The organism is Streptomyces sp. EDA2-14, assembly GCF_054963755.1.
Genome location: NZ_JBUEGE010000004.1, coordinates 257,884 through 272,231, shown reverse-complemented (window position 1 = coordinate 272,231; position 14,348 = coordinate 257,884). Strand labels below are relative to the sequence as shown.

The following is a 14,348-nucleotide window of genomic DNA, read 5'->3' as shown; positions in this document are numbered from 1 at the left end:
TGGGGGTGGACGCGCCACCCCGGGCCCACGCCAGGCGCCATCTCACCCGGGTGAAGTTCCCGGGCGGGACGGCGCGTCGACAGGGGGTTGTCCGGCCGGCCGGTTACGTGCCCTGAAGGGCCGCCACCAGCTCCTCCTCCCGGTCCTTGGTGAGCGACGTACGGATGACGGTGGGGTTGAAGGGGCGTACCGCGTCCCGTACCCGGTCGGGCGTGGAGCGGCGGACGAGGGCGAACACGGCGGCGCGGCCCGGTTCGAGGGCGCTCGCGGTCTCCTTGACGAAGGCGTCGTTGATGCCGATGTCGGTGAGCTTGCCCGCGACGGCGCCGGTGGCCGCGCCCACGGCGGCACCGAACACCGGCATCAGGAAGAGCAGTCCGAACAGCGAGCCCCACAGGGCGCCGCCGACCGCGCCCGCTCCGGTGGTGCTGTGCGTCTGGTGGACGTGGATCTTGCCGTCCATCGTGCGCCAGGCCACCGCCGCGTCATCGAGGTCGAGGAGTTCCTGCCGGGACAGGTCACGGGCGAGGCGCAGCACCGCCTCGGCCTTTTCCTTGTCCGAGAATCCGAGTACGACGAGATCTGCCATCAGGTCCTCCTGTGCCGGTTTCCGGGGGTGGGGCGCGGGGGTGGAGTGGGGCGCGGAGCGGAGCCGGGCGCGACCGGGTCGCCCAGGCGCTTCGCGGCGGCGGCGAGTTCGGCGGCGACGGGTTCCAGCGCCTCCTCGGTGAGGAAGCCCTCGGCGACGGGCACCCCTCCGGCGTCCCTGACCGCCTTGCGCAGGTACTTCGCCCAGACGTGCTCGAACAGGATGTACGCCGCCGACGATCCGGGGTCGAGGGAGTCGGCCATCTCCCTGATGTCGCTGGTGCTCAGCCCGAACGCGTTGCCCTCGGCAAGGCTCGGATACGTCTCCTGGGCCGCCCTGATCCGCTCCCGAGAGATTCCGAGCAGGGCGGCGACGGTCGCTCCCATGCCCTCCTGCTGGAAGTCGAGGGTGAACAGGTCGCCACCGGACTCCTTGCTGACGAAGAGCATGTCGAGCACGCGAATCTGGTCGTTCGCCTCGAGAACCGCCAGTTCCTCGATGATGCGCCCCTCGAACTTGGCGTCGGGCCCGAACTCGATCGTGAGCAGTTGCACCGGTCCGATGTCCGCCATGGCGTCTCCTTTCGACCTACGACGGAATCTCCACCGGCATCACAGCGGTGACAGTGCCCGCGGCGCTTCACCCGCCACAGGTGAGCAACGCGCACCGGGCCGCGGCAACGCTGGCCGCGGGAGGTGTCACGCCATGAGCGATGAACGGGCCCCCGGGCCGGGCGAGGGCGAGGGGACGCCGCCCGGCGCGCCCGCCGCCACCGAGGCCGAGCTGGAACGGCTGCGCGCCGAGGTCGAGACGCTGCGCGACCGCGTCGGCACCGAACGGCGGCGCCGCGCGCGGACGTTCATGGTGCGGCGGACCGTGGCCGCGGTGCTGATCGCGCTCGTCGCGGTGTTCGCTGTGACGTCGGTCGTGGGCGTGTGGGGTTCGCGGACCACCCTGAACACGGACCGCTGGATCGCCACGGTGGGCCCGCTGCCCGAGGACCCGGACGTGAACGCGGCGGTCTCCACGTATCTGACGAACGAGATCTTCGACCAGCTCGATGTCCAGAAGCGGCTGTCCGAAGCGCTGCCCCCGCGTGCCACGTTCCTCGCCGGTCCCGTGACCGGGGCCGTGCACGACTTCATGCGCGAGAAGATCTCTCAGCTGATGGCGACGGACCGGTTCCAGGACCTGTGGCGGTTCACGAACCGGCTCGCGCACGAACGCATCGTCGCCCTGCTGGAGAAGAAGAACAAGAACGTGCAGGTGCACGGCGACACGGTGACGCTCAACCTGCTCCCCGTGGTCAACAATCTGCTGGGCTCGCTGGAGAACGACCTCCCTTCCGTCTTCGGCAAGAAGATCGACCTGCCGACGCTCACCTCGGGCGAGCTGCCGCCGGGGCTGCACGAGCGGATCGAGAAGGCGATCGGCAGGGACCTGCCCGAGAACTTCGCGCAGATCCGCCTCTACAACCGGCACACACTCGGTCAGCTCCAGGACGCGGTGGTGCTGTTCAAGCGCGCCGTGGTGGGCCTGCTGATCGCCGTCCCGGTCCTGCTCGCCCTCTCCCTGTGGGTGTCGCCGAACCGGCGGCGCACCCTGCTCCAGCTCGGCCTGTGGCTGGTGGTGACGGTCACCGTGCTGACGGGCGTCCTACGTGGTGTGCGGAACCAGTTGCTCGGCCAGATGCCGGAGGGCGTCTACCGCGACGGACTGCGCGCGGCACTGTGGACCGTCTTCACGACACTGCGCGATCGGGGCGACCAGCTTCTGTGGCTCGGCGTGGGCATCGCCCTGATCGCCTATCTGGTGGGTCCCGGCCGGCTGCCCTCGGCGCTGCGCGGGTGGGCGGTGCAGGGGGCCCGCGCCACCGGCCGCGGGCTTGCGAGGGCGGGCGAGCGGGTCGGCAAGGACGGGCAGCTGCGGCCGTGGCTGGCCAAGCACGTGGACGTGCTGCGGGTCGGCGGCGCCGTCCTCGCGGTCCTGGTGTCGATCCTGCTGTCCTCGTGGACGGGGCTCCTCGTGATCGCCGTGCTGCTGGCCGCGTACGAGGTCGCCGTGACGCTCGCGGCCCGCGCGGGTGGCTCACCCCCGGAAGGTGAGGCGGGTCCGCGGCCACCTGCCAAGACTGGGGCGCCGGGCTGACCGACCGTACCGGGAGGGTGCACATGAAGACGCAGTCGCGCGTCGGGCCGAAGGGTGACGGAAGCGGACGCGCCCGCCTGTGGGGCCCGTACCTGAGCGAGCGTCAGTGGGGGACGGTGCGCGAGGACTACAGCCCGGGCGGCGACGCGTGGTCGTACTTCCCGCACGACCACGCGCGGTCACGTGCCTACCGGTGGGGCGAGGACGGCCTCGGCGGGATCAGCGACGAGAAGCAGCGGCTGTGCCTCGCGCTCGCCCTGTGGAACGGCCGCGACCCGATCCTCAAAGAGCGCGCCTTCGGCCTCACCAACCAGGAGGGCAACCACGGCGAGGACGTCAAGGAGTACTACTTCTACCTCGACGCCACGCCCAGCCACTCCTACCTGAAGTACCTGTACAAGTATCCGCAGGGCCCGTACCCGTACAACGAGCTGGTGTCCGTCAACGGGTCCAGGTCACGGCAGGAGTTCGAGTACGAGCTGCTCGACACCGGCGTCTTCGACGAGCACCGGTACTTCGACGTGACGGTGGAGTACGCGAAGGCCGACCACGACGACATCCTGATGCGGATCACCGTCGACAACCGGGGCCCGGACGAGGCGACGCTGCACGTGCTGCCGACGCTGTGGTTCCGCAACACCTGGTCGTGGGGCGAACACGCCGCCACGACGGGCAGGCCCCGGCTGCGGGAGGCCGAGGGCCCGCGCGCCACCCGCACGGTCCGCGCGGACCACCCCGAGCTCGGCAGCTACGACCTGCGCTGCGGCGGCACGGCCGAGCTGCTGTTCACGGAGAACGAGACCAACAACGAGCGCCTGTTCGGCTCGCCCAGTGCCTCCCCGTACGTCAAGGACGGCATCGGCCGTTACCTGATCGAGGGCGAGGGGGCGGCCGTCAATCCGGACCACGAGGGCACCAAGGCCGCCGCCCACCACGTGGTCACCGTGCCCGCCGGCGGGTCCGAGACGTTGCGGCTGCGTCTCGGGCCCGCCGGTGCCCAGCTCTCGCTGTCCCGCGGCTTCGACTCCGTGTTCCGCGACCGGATCGCCGAAGCGGACGCGTTCTACCGGGAGTTGACGCCGAAGAACGCGGGTGACGACGAGGCGCGGGTGCTGCGCCAGGCCCTCGCCGGGATGCTCTGGTCCAAGCAGTACTACGGGTTCGACCTGGAGACCTGGCTGGCCGAGCACGAACTGACGCCGTGGAGCCTGCCGCGGCCCGGTGTGCGCAACCGCGAGTGGTTCCACATGATCAGCGACGACATCGTGTCGATGCCGGACAAGTGGGAGTACCCGTGGTTCGCGGCCTGGGACCTCGCCTTCCACGCGATCGCCCTGGCCGTCGTGGACGTCGACTTCGCGAAGCAGCAGCTCGAACTCCTGCTGCGGGACCGCTTCCTGCACCCCAACGGGCAGATCCCGGCCTACGAGTGGAGCTTCGGCGACGTGAACCCGCCGGTGCACGCCTGGGCCGCGTACTTCGTGTACACGGTGGAGAAGGAGACGACGGGCCACGCCGACCACGCGTTCCTGGAGCGCACCTTCCAGAAGCTGCTGACGAACTTCACGTGGTGGGTCAACCGCAAGGACCCCAGCGGCCGCAATGTCTTCCAGGGCGGCTTCCTCGGCCTCGACAACATCGGCGTCTTCGACCGCAGCGCGCCGCTGCCCACCGGCGGCTCCCTGGAACAGGCCGACGGCACCGCGTGGATGGCCCTGTACTGCCAGTCGATGCTGCAGATCGCCCTCGAACTCGTCGAGCAGAACGAGGCGTACGAGGAACTGGTCCTGAAGTTCGTCGAGCACTATCTGTGGATCGCCGCGTCCATGGACCGGATCGGCAACCTCGACGACGAACTGTGGGACGAGGAGGACGGGTTCTTCTACGACGTGCTGCGGCTGCCGGACGGGCAGGCGGTGCGCCTGAAGATCCGCTCGATGGTCGGACTGCTGCCGCTGTGCGCGTCCACCGTCTTCCATCCCCAGCAGCTGGAGCGGCTGTCGGGACTGACCGAGCGCCTGCGGCGGTTCGCGTCGCGCCACCCGTCGCTGTCCGTGACGCTGGCCCAGGCGCAGGCCGGGACGGCGGGCGGCCCGCGGCTCCTGTCGGTCGTCGACGAGAAGAAGCTGGTGCGCGTCCTGTCCCGGGTCCTGTCGGAGGACGAGTTCCTCAGCCCCTACGGGATCAGGGCGCTGTCCCGCTACCACGCGGAGCACCCGTACACGTTCTGGGTGCACGGCCAGGAGTACAAGGTCGGCTATCTGCCCGCCGAGTCGGACACCGGAATGTTCGGCGGCAACTCCAACTGGCGCGGACCGGTGTGGCTGCCGATGAACGCCCTCGTCATCCGGTCCCTGCTGCACCTGTACAGCTTCTACGGCGACGAGCTGACCGTGGAGTGCCCCACGGGATCCGGGGTGCGCAAGAACCTCTACGAGGTCGCGGAGGAGATCTCCACGCGGCTCAGCCGCATCTTCCTGCGCGACGCCGACGGCCACCGCCCGGTCTACGGCGGACAGCCGCTCTTCCGGGACGACCCGCACTGGCGGGACCTGATCAGCTTCTACGAGTACTTCCACGGCGACAACGGCGCCGGCATCGGCGCCTCCCACCAGACGGGGTGGACCGGTCTCGTCGCGGCCCTGATGAAGGTCTTCGGCACGCTCGGCCCCGACTCCTTCCGGCCGCGGACGACGAGGAGGCAGCAGCGATGACCGCATTGCCGGCACAGCCCGTGATCCACGAGGTCAACACCCGGGTGTGGCTGCGGGAGACGGGGAAACGGCTCGGCCGCGAGATCGGCCTCGCGGAGGTGCCGAAGGACGTCTGGGACGAGATCACCCCGTCCGGGGTCGACCTCGTCTGGCTGATGGGCGTGTGGGAACGCAGCCCGCAGGGGCGCGCCATCGCCCTGCAGAACCCGGCGCTGCGGGCCGCCTTCGACGCGGCGGTCCCCGGTATCGGCGAGCGGGACATCGCGGGTTCGCCGTACTGCATCCGCCGCTACGAGGTCGACGGTTCGCTCGGCGGGGCCGTCGGGCTCGTCGCGGCGCGCACCGAACTCGACCGCAGGGGCGTCGGCCTGCTGCTCGACTACGTGCCGAACCATGTCGCCCCCGACAACCCGTGGGTGGGCGAGTACCCCGAGCTGTTCGTGCGCGGCGACAGCGAGGACCTGCGGCGGGAGCCGGACGCCTTCCTCGACACGGGGCGCGCGGTTCTGGCGCGGGGCCGCGACCCGTTCTTCCCGCCGTGGCCCGACGTCGTCCAGCTCAACGCCTTCGCGCCGCAGTTGCGGCGCGCGACCGTCGAGCTCCTCGACCACATCGGCCGGGTCTGCGACGGGGTGCGCTGCGACATGGCGATGCTGCTGACGAACGACGTCTTCGCCCGCACCTGGGGCGAGCGGGTCGGCAAGCCGCCGCAGGAGGACTTCTGGTCCGAGGTGATCCCCGCGGTGCACCGCAAGCGCCCGGGCATGCTGTTCGCGGCGGAGGCGTACTGGGACCTCGAATGGGAGCTCCAGCAGCAGGGCTTCGACTTCTGCTACGACAAGCGGCTCTACGACCGGATCCTCGGGCACGACGCCGCGTCCGTGCGGGCCCATCTGACCGCCGACGAGGCGTATCAGCGCCGGCTCGTCCGCTTCCTGGAGAACCACGACGAACCGCGCGCCGCGCACACCCTGGCGCCGGACAAGGAGCGCGCGGCGGCGGTGCTGATCGCCACGCTGCCCGGCGCGACGCTGTGGCACGAGGGCCAGTTCACCGGGCGCCGCGTCCAGCTTCCGGTGTTCCTCGACCGGCGCCCCGACGAGCCCGTCGACGAGGAGCTGCGCTCCTTCTACGAGCGGCTGCTCACGGGCGTCCACCAGAGCGGTATGCGCACCGGCAGCTGGCGTCTCCTGGACTGTGCGGGCTGGCCGGACAACGACACGGCGGCGTCCTTGATCGCCTCGTGCTGGACGGGTCCTGCGGGGCACTTCCTGACGGTGGTGAACCTGTCCGACCGGCAGGCGCAGGCACGGATCCACCTGCCGTGGCCCGACCTCGGGCGTGAAACCTGGCAGTTGACGAGCCTGACCGGGCCCGAGCGGTACGAGCGGTCCGGCACGGAGATCCTGGACACCGGCTTGTTCGTGGACCTGGCGCCGTGGGGCACACACGTGCTGACCGCGTCGTGACTCGGTCCCGGGGCGCTGCCCCCGGCGGGGCGGGTGCTCACCATTCGACCCCGGCCCGCACCCGGTACGCCTCCACCGCACTCTCGACGGTGGGGTAGAACGCTCCCGGCCCAAAGCTCCGCGCCAACCCGTACCGCTCGATCTTCCGCCGCACCGGATCCTTCAGCTCGGCGAACACCAGGTCCACACCCCGCCCGCGCAGCGACTCGTCGAGCTCCTCCAGGACGTCCGCCGCGGTCGTGTCGACATCGGTCACCGGCTCGGCGGCGATCACGACGCAGGCCGGGTCCACGACGCCGCGCAGCGCCCGCACTACCTCGTCCCGGAACGACTTGGCGTTGGCGAAGAACAGCGGGGCGTCGAAGCGCAGCAGCACAAGGCCCGGCAGGTGCTGGGCCTCCGGGTGGGAGCGGACGTCGTGGTAGCCCTCGATGCCGGGCACCCGCCCGAGGACCGTGCTGTACGGCCACCACGCGCGCCGGAAGACATTGAGGATGGACAAGCCCACGGCGATGGCGATCCCCGGCAGCACACCGAGCAGCGCCACCCCGAGGAACGCGGCGGTGCTCAGCCAGAACTCGGCCTTGCGCTGCCGCCACAGCCGCGCCGTACCGGGCAGGTCGGCGAGCGAGAGCGACGCCGTGATGACGACGGCGGCGAGCGCCGGCTGCGGCAGGTTCCGGAACAGACCCGGCAGCAGGACGAGCATGAGCAGGATCAGCGCGGCGCCGACGAGCCCCGTCAACTGGGTCTTGGCGCCCGCCCGTTCGGCCACCGCCGTGCGTGATCCGCTCGTGCTGACGGGGAAGCCCTGGAACAGTCCCGCGGCCGCGTTCGCCGCGCCGATGGCGATCATCTCGTCGTTGCCGTGCACCTCCTGGCCGCTGCGGCCCGCGAACGCGGAGGCGTTGGAGATGGTGTCGGCGAGGGAGACGAGGGCGATGCCGAGGGCGCCCACGAACAGCGGGCCGAGATCGTCCCAGCGGATGTCGGGGACGGTGAACGGCGGCAGCCCCTCGGGCAGCCGGCCGACCAGCTTCACCCCGTGCTCCCCCAGGTCGAACACGACGGTCGCGCCGATCGCGAGCACCACCATCACGAGCACGGCGGGCACCTTCGGCAGCAGCCGTTGCAGCAGCAGGATCAGGGCGATGCAGCCGCAGCCCACGGCCACCGCCGCGGGCACGGCAGCCCCGTCGGCCAGCTTCCGTACGAGACCGTCGACTTCGGCGATCAGTCCGTCCGCGTCCACGGAGAACCCGAACAGCTTGGGCAGCTGGCCGACGAGGATGGTCAGGGCCAGGCCGTTCATGTAGCCGATCATCGTGGGCTTGGAGATGAGGTCGGCGATGAAGCCCAGGCGCGCCACGCCCGCCAGGAGCGTGATCGCCCCGACCATGAGGGCGAGCACCGAGGCGAGGGCGACCGCGCGTTCGCTGTCGCCCTCCGAGGCGACCAGCGGCAGGACCGTCGCCGCGATCATCGGGCCGAGCGAGGAGTCGGGGCCGAGGACGAGGATGCGGGACGGGCCCGCGACGGCGTAGGCGAGCAGGCAGAGCACCGAGGTGTACAGACCGGTGATCGCCGGAAGCCCCGCGAGCTCCGCGTACGCCATGCCCTGCGGTACCAGGAGCGTGGTCAGGACGGCGCCCGCCACGAGGTCCTTGACCAGCCAGGACCGCTGGTAGCCGCGCAGGGTCTTCAGTCCGGGCGGCAGGGGCGGCCCCTGCGGCACGGCCCGCTCACCTCCGCCGGGCGATCAGCTTGCCCAGCTCCCACAGCGCGAGGAGCGCGAGGGCGGGCAGCAGGGCCCAGCCGAACTGGCCGATGTGCAACGGCACGGTGTTGAGCAGCCGGTTGAAGGCGTCGGTCTGCGTGACGAGCACGGCGAGCACGAACTCGGCGAGGATCGTCCAGTTGAGCTGTTTGCTGTCGAAGGTCTCGACGGTGAGCGCGGTCCCGGTCTGGCTGCGGCACTCGACCGCGGCCACGATCAGGCACAGCGCGAACGCCGCGAACGCGATGGAGTTGCCGACGCGGACGCTGTCGAAGCGGGCCTCGCCGAGCTTGATCAGGCTCAGCAGCGCGGCCGCGATGCCCACGCCCACGAGCCCGACCGTGAGCATCAGCGCCGGGGTCAGCACCGGTTCGCCGCGCGGCCTGGGCCTGCGCGTCATGAGCCCGGCGCCGACCCGGTCGAAGCCGAGGGAGAAACCGAAGGCCGCGTTGACGACGAAGTGGATCCACAGCACCTGTGCGGGGTTGAACGGCTCGCCGCCCGCGATGTCGAAGAGCGTCGCGCCGAGGAACGTGAGGACGAAGACGACCAGCAGGATCAGCACGAAGCGGATGTACTTGGTGAGGTTGTCGTAGATCTTCCGGCCCTGCTCCACCGCGTGGATGATCGTGGCGAAGTTGTCGTCGGACAGGATCATCCGGCCCGCGTTCTTGGCGACCTCCGTGCCCGATCCCATGGCCACACCGATGTCGGCGGCCTTGATGGCGGGCGCGTCGTTGACGCCGTCGCCGGTCATGGCGACGACGTCCCCCTTCTTCTTCAGCGTCTCGGCGAGCAGCACCTTGTGCTCGGGCGCGACCCGGCCCACCACGCCGATCCCGTCGATCCGGTCGAGCCGCTCCGCCTCGGAGAGCGCCGCGAACTCGGCGCCGAGGATCGCCTCTCCCCCGATCCCGATCTGCTCGGCGATCGCCGCCCCCGTGATCACGTCGTCGCCCGTCACCATGCGAACGCGGATGTGGGCGGCCTGCGCGGCGGCCACGGCGTCCTTCGACTCGGGGCGCGGCGGGTCGACCATGCCGACGAGGCTCGTGACCCGCAACTCCCGTACCTGGTCCAGGAGATCGCCGTCCGGCCTGAACGTCGCCGGGTCGAGGTCGCGGGTCGCGGCGGCCATCACCCGGCGCCCCGCCCGCCCCATCCGCTCGGCCTCGTCGTCCGCCCGGCCGCGCAGCCCGGCCTCGAAGGCGATGCCCACGCCGTTCGACAAGGCGGTGGTGGCGCGGGCGAGCACGGCGGGCGCCGCCCCTTTGACGAAGCAGCGCACGACGGGCCGACCCTGCCCGTCGTGCGCCGCATGGAAGGTGGCCATGAGTTTGTACGCGGGGTCGAACGGCAGGGTGGCGAGGCGGGGCAGCCGCTCCCGGGTGGCGGCCACGTCGAGGCCCGCCTTGTGGCCGAGCACGAGCAGCGCGCCCTCGGTGGGGTCGCCCACGACCTCGCCGTCGACGAGCACGGCGTCGCTGGCGACGAGGTACGGCAGGATCGCCTCCTCGATGCCGGGCGAGCTGCCCACGGCGTGGTGGATCCTGCCGTCCAGGTCGTAGCCGCTGCCCGAGACCGTGTACCGGTCGAAGGCGTCGACGACCTCGACGACCGTCATCTGGTTCATCGTCAGGGTGCCGGTCTTGTCGGAGTTCACGGCCGAGGTGAAGCCCAGCGTCTCCACGGACGGCAGGTCCTTGACGATCGCGTTGCGGCGCGCGAGGTCGAGCCCGCCCAGCGACAGGATGGTCTGGGTGACCGTCGGCAGCGCCTCCGGCACGGCCGCGATGGCCAGCGACACCGCGCTGACGAACAGCGCGTCCCAGGCCTCGTCGCGGCTGCGGCCGAGGGCGAACATCACGACCATGGTGAGCGCGGCGGCCCCGACGATCCACAGCGTCAGCCGGTTCAGCTCCTTGGACAGCGGCGACATCTCGCGGGGTGTCGCCGTCAGCATCCCGGAGATCCGGCCCAGCTCCGTGGCCGCCCCCGTGGCGGTCACGAGAAGCACGCCGCTGCCGTGCGTCACCGGGGTGTTCATGAACGCCATGTCGCTCTGGTCGGCGGGCCCCACGTCCCCGTTCGGCACCGGCGTCTGGACCGGCCTGGCGTCCTTGGCGACGGGCACGCTCTCGCCGGTGAGCGCCGACTCGTCGATCTGCAGCGCGGTCGCCGCGACGAGCCGGCCGTCCGCCGGCACCTCGTCCCCCGCGGCGAGCAGCACCACGTCCCCGACGACCACGTCCTCCGCGGGGATCTCGGCCTCCTTGCCGTCACGCCGCACCCGTGCGGTGGCCTTCGTCATCGCCTTCAGCGCGTTCATGGCGCTGTCCGCCTTGCCCTCCTGGCGCAGGCCGATCACCGCGTTCAGGACGGACAGGGCGAACAGCACCACCGCGGTGCCCCACTCCTGGATGGCGAGCGACACGACGGCGGACGCGACGAGGATGATCTGCATGTACGAGGTGAACTGGGCGAGGATCCGGCGCAGCGCCGGAACCGGCCGTTCCTCGGGCAGCGCGTTGGGTCCGTGCTCGGCGCGCAGCGCCGTCGCCCGCGCCGTGTCGAGTCCCGTGGCCGGGTCCACGCCGAGTTCGCGGGCCACCGCGTCGGCGGGCTGGGCGTACCAGAGGCGTTCGGGCGGGGCGCCGGGGCCGGTCGCAGCGGCCGTCACCGGGACCGCCTCCGTCCGCCTTTGTGGGCGTACGGGTCGGCCTCCGCACCGGGCGGCGCCTCCTTCTCCAACGCCTCCCGTTCCGCGGCCAGTTCACGCCGGGCCTCTTCCCCGACCTCCGGGTACTGCGGGTCGATGTCCATCAGGGTGTGGGCGAGCACGGACGCCGCGCAGATCCGCGCGTACCACTTGTGGTCGGCGGGCACGACGTACCAGGGGGCCCAGCGGGTGCTCGTGGCGGACAGCATGTCCTCGAACGCCTCTTGGTAGTCGTCCCACCGGGCGCGCTCCCGCACGTCCGCCGCCGAGAACTTCCAGTTCCGCTCCGGAACGTCGATGCGCCGCAGGAAACGGATGCGCTGCTCCTCCTTGGACAGGTTCAGGAACAGCTTGACGATCCTGAACCCGTTGTCCGTCAGATACCGCTCCCAGTCGTTGATCTCCCGGTAGCGCCGGCGCCAGAGCGCCTTGCCGCTCTGCTTGCGGCCCGGCAGCCCCTGCCGGGCGAGGAGTTCGGAGTGCACCCGCACCACGAGGACCTCCTCGTAGTGGGAGCGGTTGAAGATGCCGATCTCACCGCGGCGCGGCAACGCGCAGGCGTAGCGCCACAGGTAGTCGTGGCTCAGCTCCTCGTTCGAGGGCACCTTGAACCCGGCCACGCGCACGCCCTGCGGGTTCACCCCGCTCATGACGTGGCGGATCGTGCCGTCCTTGCCCCCGGCGTCGAGGGCCTGGAGGCACAGCAGCACCCCGTGCCTGCCCTCGGCGGCGAGGCGACGCTGGTAGTCGGCGAGCAGGACGACACCCTCGCTCAGCAGTTCCTTGCCCTGCCGCTTGCCCTCCAGGCCCGACTTCCGTGCGGGGTCGAAGTCCTTGGACAGGTGCACCCTCGTACCGGGTTCGACCCGCAGGGGTGCGATGAACTCGGCGATCCGCTCGGCCCGCTCGTCCTTCATGCGCCACCTCGGCCAGCACGGTCGGTCTCAGTAAAGGGTGTCCCGCCGCACCACGCACAGGCCCCAGATCACCAGCGCGTTGATCGCGATCAGGGTCAGGGACCAGAACGGGTAGTACGGGATGGAGAGGAAGTTGCCGATGATGAGCAGCGTCGCGAGGACGATGCCGAGGATCCTCGCCCACTTCATCGCGACGAACAGGCCCAGGCTGACGGCAACGGCGACCGCGCCGAGGATCAGGTGGATCCAGCCCCAGGTCGTGAGGTCGAACTGGAAGACGTAGTTGGGCGTACTGAGGAACACGTTGTCCTCCAGCACCGCCATGAGGCCGCGGCAGAAGCCCATGGACCCGGCGATGAAGAGCATCACCGCGGCGAAGATCGTCAGCCCGCCGGCGGCAGCTTCCTTCGCGCTGCCCATGCCGTGCTGCGACGTGGTCGAGGTGGCCATCACTGGACCCCCAAGCTAGAGAAAGGTGCCAAGCGCACCGCTGTGCAGCAGAGTGTGGCGCCCGCGTCCGCGAGGGGCGTCACCCTCCGGGGGTGACGCCCGACCGCTGGCCCGCACGGAGGCTGACGGGGATCAGGGCGGCGGACCGAAGCGAGGCGATGAGCGTGGCAGGCACCCCACGGACGGAGGACGTTCTGAGCGGCAGCCGGCGCCGCCGCATCCTCGCCCCGCTCGCGCTGGCCCAGTTCATCTGCAGCTTCGCCGGGTCGAACATGAACGTGATGATCAAGGACATCAGCAAGGACCTGGACACCACCGTGCAGGGCGTACAGACGGCGATCACGGTCTTCCTGCTGGTCATGGCGGCGCTGATGATCCCCGGCGGGATCCTCGCCGACCGCTACGGCCGCAAGCCCTGCCTCGTCCTCGGCCTCGGAATCTACGGTGCGGGGGCGCTGCTCAGCGCGGTGGCCCCCGGCCTCGGCCTGCTGATCCTGGGCAACTCGATCCTCGAGGGCATCGGCACCGCCCTCCTGATCCCCCCGGTGTACATCCTCACCACGCTGTACTTCACCGACGTGGCCGGCCGGGCGAAGGCGTTCGGCACGATCATGGCCTTCGCCGGCATCGGCGCCGCCACGGGGCCGCTCCTCGGCGGCCTGATCACGTCGGCGATCAGCTGGCGGGCCGCCTTCGTGTTCCAGGCGGTGGTGGTCGCCGTCATCATCGTGCTGAGCCGGGGGCTCAAGGACCCGCTCCCACCGGACCGCGCACGCGACTTCGACACGGTGGGCGCGGTCCTGTCGGCGAGCGGACTCGTCTTCCTGGTCCTCGGGATCCTCCTGGCCGACGAGAATCCCTGGCTCATGGGGGCGCTGCTCCTGGTCGGTGCGCTGGTCCAGGCGGCGTTCTTCCGCTGGATACGCAGGCGGGAGCGCACCGGGGCCGAACCGCTGCTGCCCACCGCGCTGTTCCACAACCGGACGTCGATCCTCGGCCTGATCACCCAGCACCTCCAGTGGCTGATCCTCATGGGTCTCTCGTTCGTCGTCGCCACCTATCTCCAGGTCGTCCGCGGCTACAGCGCGATCGGCACGGGCGTCATCTTCACCGCGTCGACGCTGGGCCTGCTGATCAGCTCGCTCGGTGCGGAACGGTTCGCCAAGCGCCGCGAGCAACGCAGCCTCGTCATGGCCGGCTTCGCGATCACGGTGTGCGGCATCGGCGTGCTGCTGGCCCTGGCCCACGGCTCGCCGAAGGCCTGGACGTTCACGCCCGGCCTGTTCCTGATCGGCCTGGGCATCGGCCTCATGCTGACACCGTCGGTCAACGTCGTGCAGTCCAGCTTCCCCGAGGACCTCCAGGGCGAGATCTCCGGCCTCTCCCGCAGCGTGTCCAACCTGGGTTCGTCGGTGGGCACGGCGCTCGCCGGCACGATCCTCGTGGCGGACCCGGCCGTCGGCCCGTACGCCGTCGCGCTGTGGGTCCTGGCGGCCATCGGCCTCGGCGGCCTGGGCGCGGCGGCGAAGCTGCCGAGGACACCGCCGAACACCAATGAGGCGTAA

Annotated in this window: 10 protein-coding genes; 4 read left to right on the top strand and 6 right to left on the bottom strand. The window is 70.8% G+C overall.

The features are described from left to right. Positions 1-103: 103 nt before the first annotated feature. Together ACY34M_RS14155 and ACY34M_RS14150 are read right to left on the bottom strand one after the other, a co-directional pair. On the bottom strand, positions 104-589 hold the full coding sequence (locus ACY34M_RS14155) for a DUF1269 domain-containing protein (protein WP_462717964.1): 486 nt from the start codon (positions 587-589) through the stop codon (positions 104-106). Continuing rightward, a complete protein-coding gene (locus ACY34M_RS14150; protein WP_462717963.1) occupies positions 589-1,161 on the bottom strand; it encodes a DUF1269 domain-containing protein in 573 nt (190 codons plus the stop codon). Before ACY34M_RS14150 ends, ACY34M_RS14155 begins: the two co-directional genes overlap by 1 nt. Positions 1,162-1,294: 133 nt before the next feature. Here ACY34M_RS14150 and ACY34M_RS14145 point away from each other — a divergent pair, with 133 nt between their 5' ends. From ACY34M_RS14145 to ACY34M_RS14135, 3 genes are read left to right on the top strand one after another with little or no spacing between them, the layout of a single operon-like run. Continuing rightward, complete coding sequence (locus ACY34M_RS14145) at positions 1,295-2,737, top strand: hypothetical protein (RefSeq protein WP_462717962.1); 1,443 nt, start codon at positions 1,295-1,297, stop codon at positions 2,735-2,737. A 23-nt stretch (positions 2,738-2,760) separates the two neighbouring features. Beyond that, a complete protein-coding gene (locus ACY34M_RS14140) occupies positions 2,761-5,451 on the top strand; it encodes an MGH1-like glycoside hydrolase domain-containing protein (RefSeq protein ID WP_462717961.1) in 2,691 nt (896 codons plus the stop codon). Beyond that, positions 5,448-6,920, top strand: a complete 1,473-nt coding sequence (locus ACY34M_RS14135) for an alpha-amylase (protein WP_462717960.1) — start codon at positions 5,448-5,450, stop codon at positions 6,918-6,920. Before ACY34M_RS14140 ends, ACY34M_RS14135 begins: the two co-directional genes overlap by 4 nt. A gap of 37 nt (positions 6,921-6,957) precedes the next feature. On the opposite strand, the gene ACY34M_RS14130 is transcribed toward ACY34M_RS14135, so the two are convergent. Genes ACY34M_RS14130 through ACY34M_RS14115 form a run of 4 tightly spaced genes read right to left on the bottom strand, consistent with a single transcriptional unit; the run spans position 6,958 to position 12,783 of the window. After that, positions 6,958-8,655, bottom strand: a complete 1,698-nt coding sequence (locus tag ACY34M_RS14130) for a SulP family inorganic anion transporter (protein ID WP_462717959.1) — start codon at positions 8,653-8,655, stop codon at positions 6,958-6,960. 7 nt (positions 8,656-8,662) lie between these two features. Further along, complete coding sequence (locus ACY34M_RS14125) at positions 8,663-11,377, bottom strand: cation-translocating P-type ATPase (RefSeq protein WP_462717958.1); 2,715 nt, start codon at positions 11,375-11,377, stop codon at positions 8,663-8,665. Next, positions 11,374-12,333 carry a polyphosphate kinase 2 family protein gene (locus ACY34M_RS14120; RefSeq protein WP_462717957.1) on the bottom strand — a complete coding sequence of 320 codons (960 nt, stop codon included), beginning with the start codon at positions 12,331-12,333 and terminating at the stop codon, positions 11,374-11,376. The genes ACY34M_RS14125 and ACY34M_RS14120 overlap by 4 nt, the downstream gene beginning before the upstream one ends. Before the next feature lie 27 nt (positions 12,334-12,360). Next, a complete protein-coding gene (locus ACY34M_RS14115; protein WP_462717956.1) occupies positions 12,361-12,783 on the bottom strand; it encodes a DUF7144 family membrane protein in 423 nt (140 codons plus the stop codon). Positions 12,784-12,947: 164 nt separating this feature from the next. On the opposite strand from ACY34M_RS14115, the gene ACY34M_RS14110 reads away from it, so the two are divergent. Then, the gene (locus ACY34M_RS14110; RefSeq protein WP_462717955.1) at positions 12,948-14,348 is read left to right on the top strand and encodes an MFS transporter; all 1,401 of its coding nucleotides are present in this window, start codon (positions 12,948-12,950) and stop codon (positions 14,346-14,348) included.

Bases quoted from the DNA above. Each gene is read 5' to 3' on its own strand.
- ACY34M_RS14155 (WP_462717964.1), bottom strand. From the start codon at position 589: ATGGCAGATCTCGTCGTACTCGGATTCTCGGACAAGGAAAAGGCCGAG.
- ACY34M_RS14150 (WP_462717963.1), bottom strand. From the start codon at position 1,161: ATGGCGGACATCGGACCGGTGCAACTGCTCACGATCGAGTTCGGGCCC.
- ACY34M_RS14145 (WP_462717962.1), top strand. From the start codon at position 1,295: ATGAGCGATGAACGGGCCCCCGGGCCGGGCGAGGGCGAGGGGACGCCG.
- ACY34M_RS14140 (WP_462717961.1), top strand. From the start codon at position 2,761: ATGAAGACGCAGTCGCGCGTCGGGCCGAAGGGTGACGGAAGCGGACGC.
- ACY34M_RS14135 (WP_462717960.1), top strand. From the start codon at position 5,448: ATGACCGCATTGCCGGCACAGCCCGTGATCCACGAGGTCAACACCCGG.
- ACY34M_RS14120 (WP_462717957.1), bottom strand. From the start codon at position 12,333: ATGAAGGACGAGCGGGCCGAGCGGATCGCCGAGTTCATCGCACCCCTG.
- ACY34M_RS14115 (WP_462717956.1), bottom strand. From the start codon at position 12,783: ATGGCCACCTCGACCACGTCGCAGCACGGCATGGGCAGCGCGAAGGAA.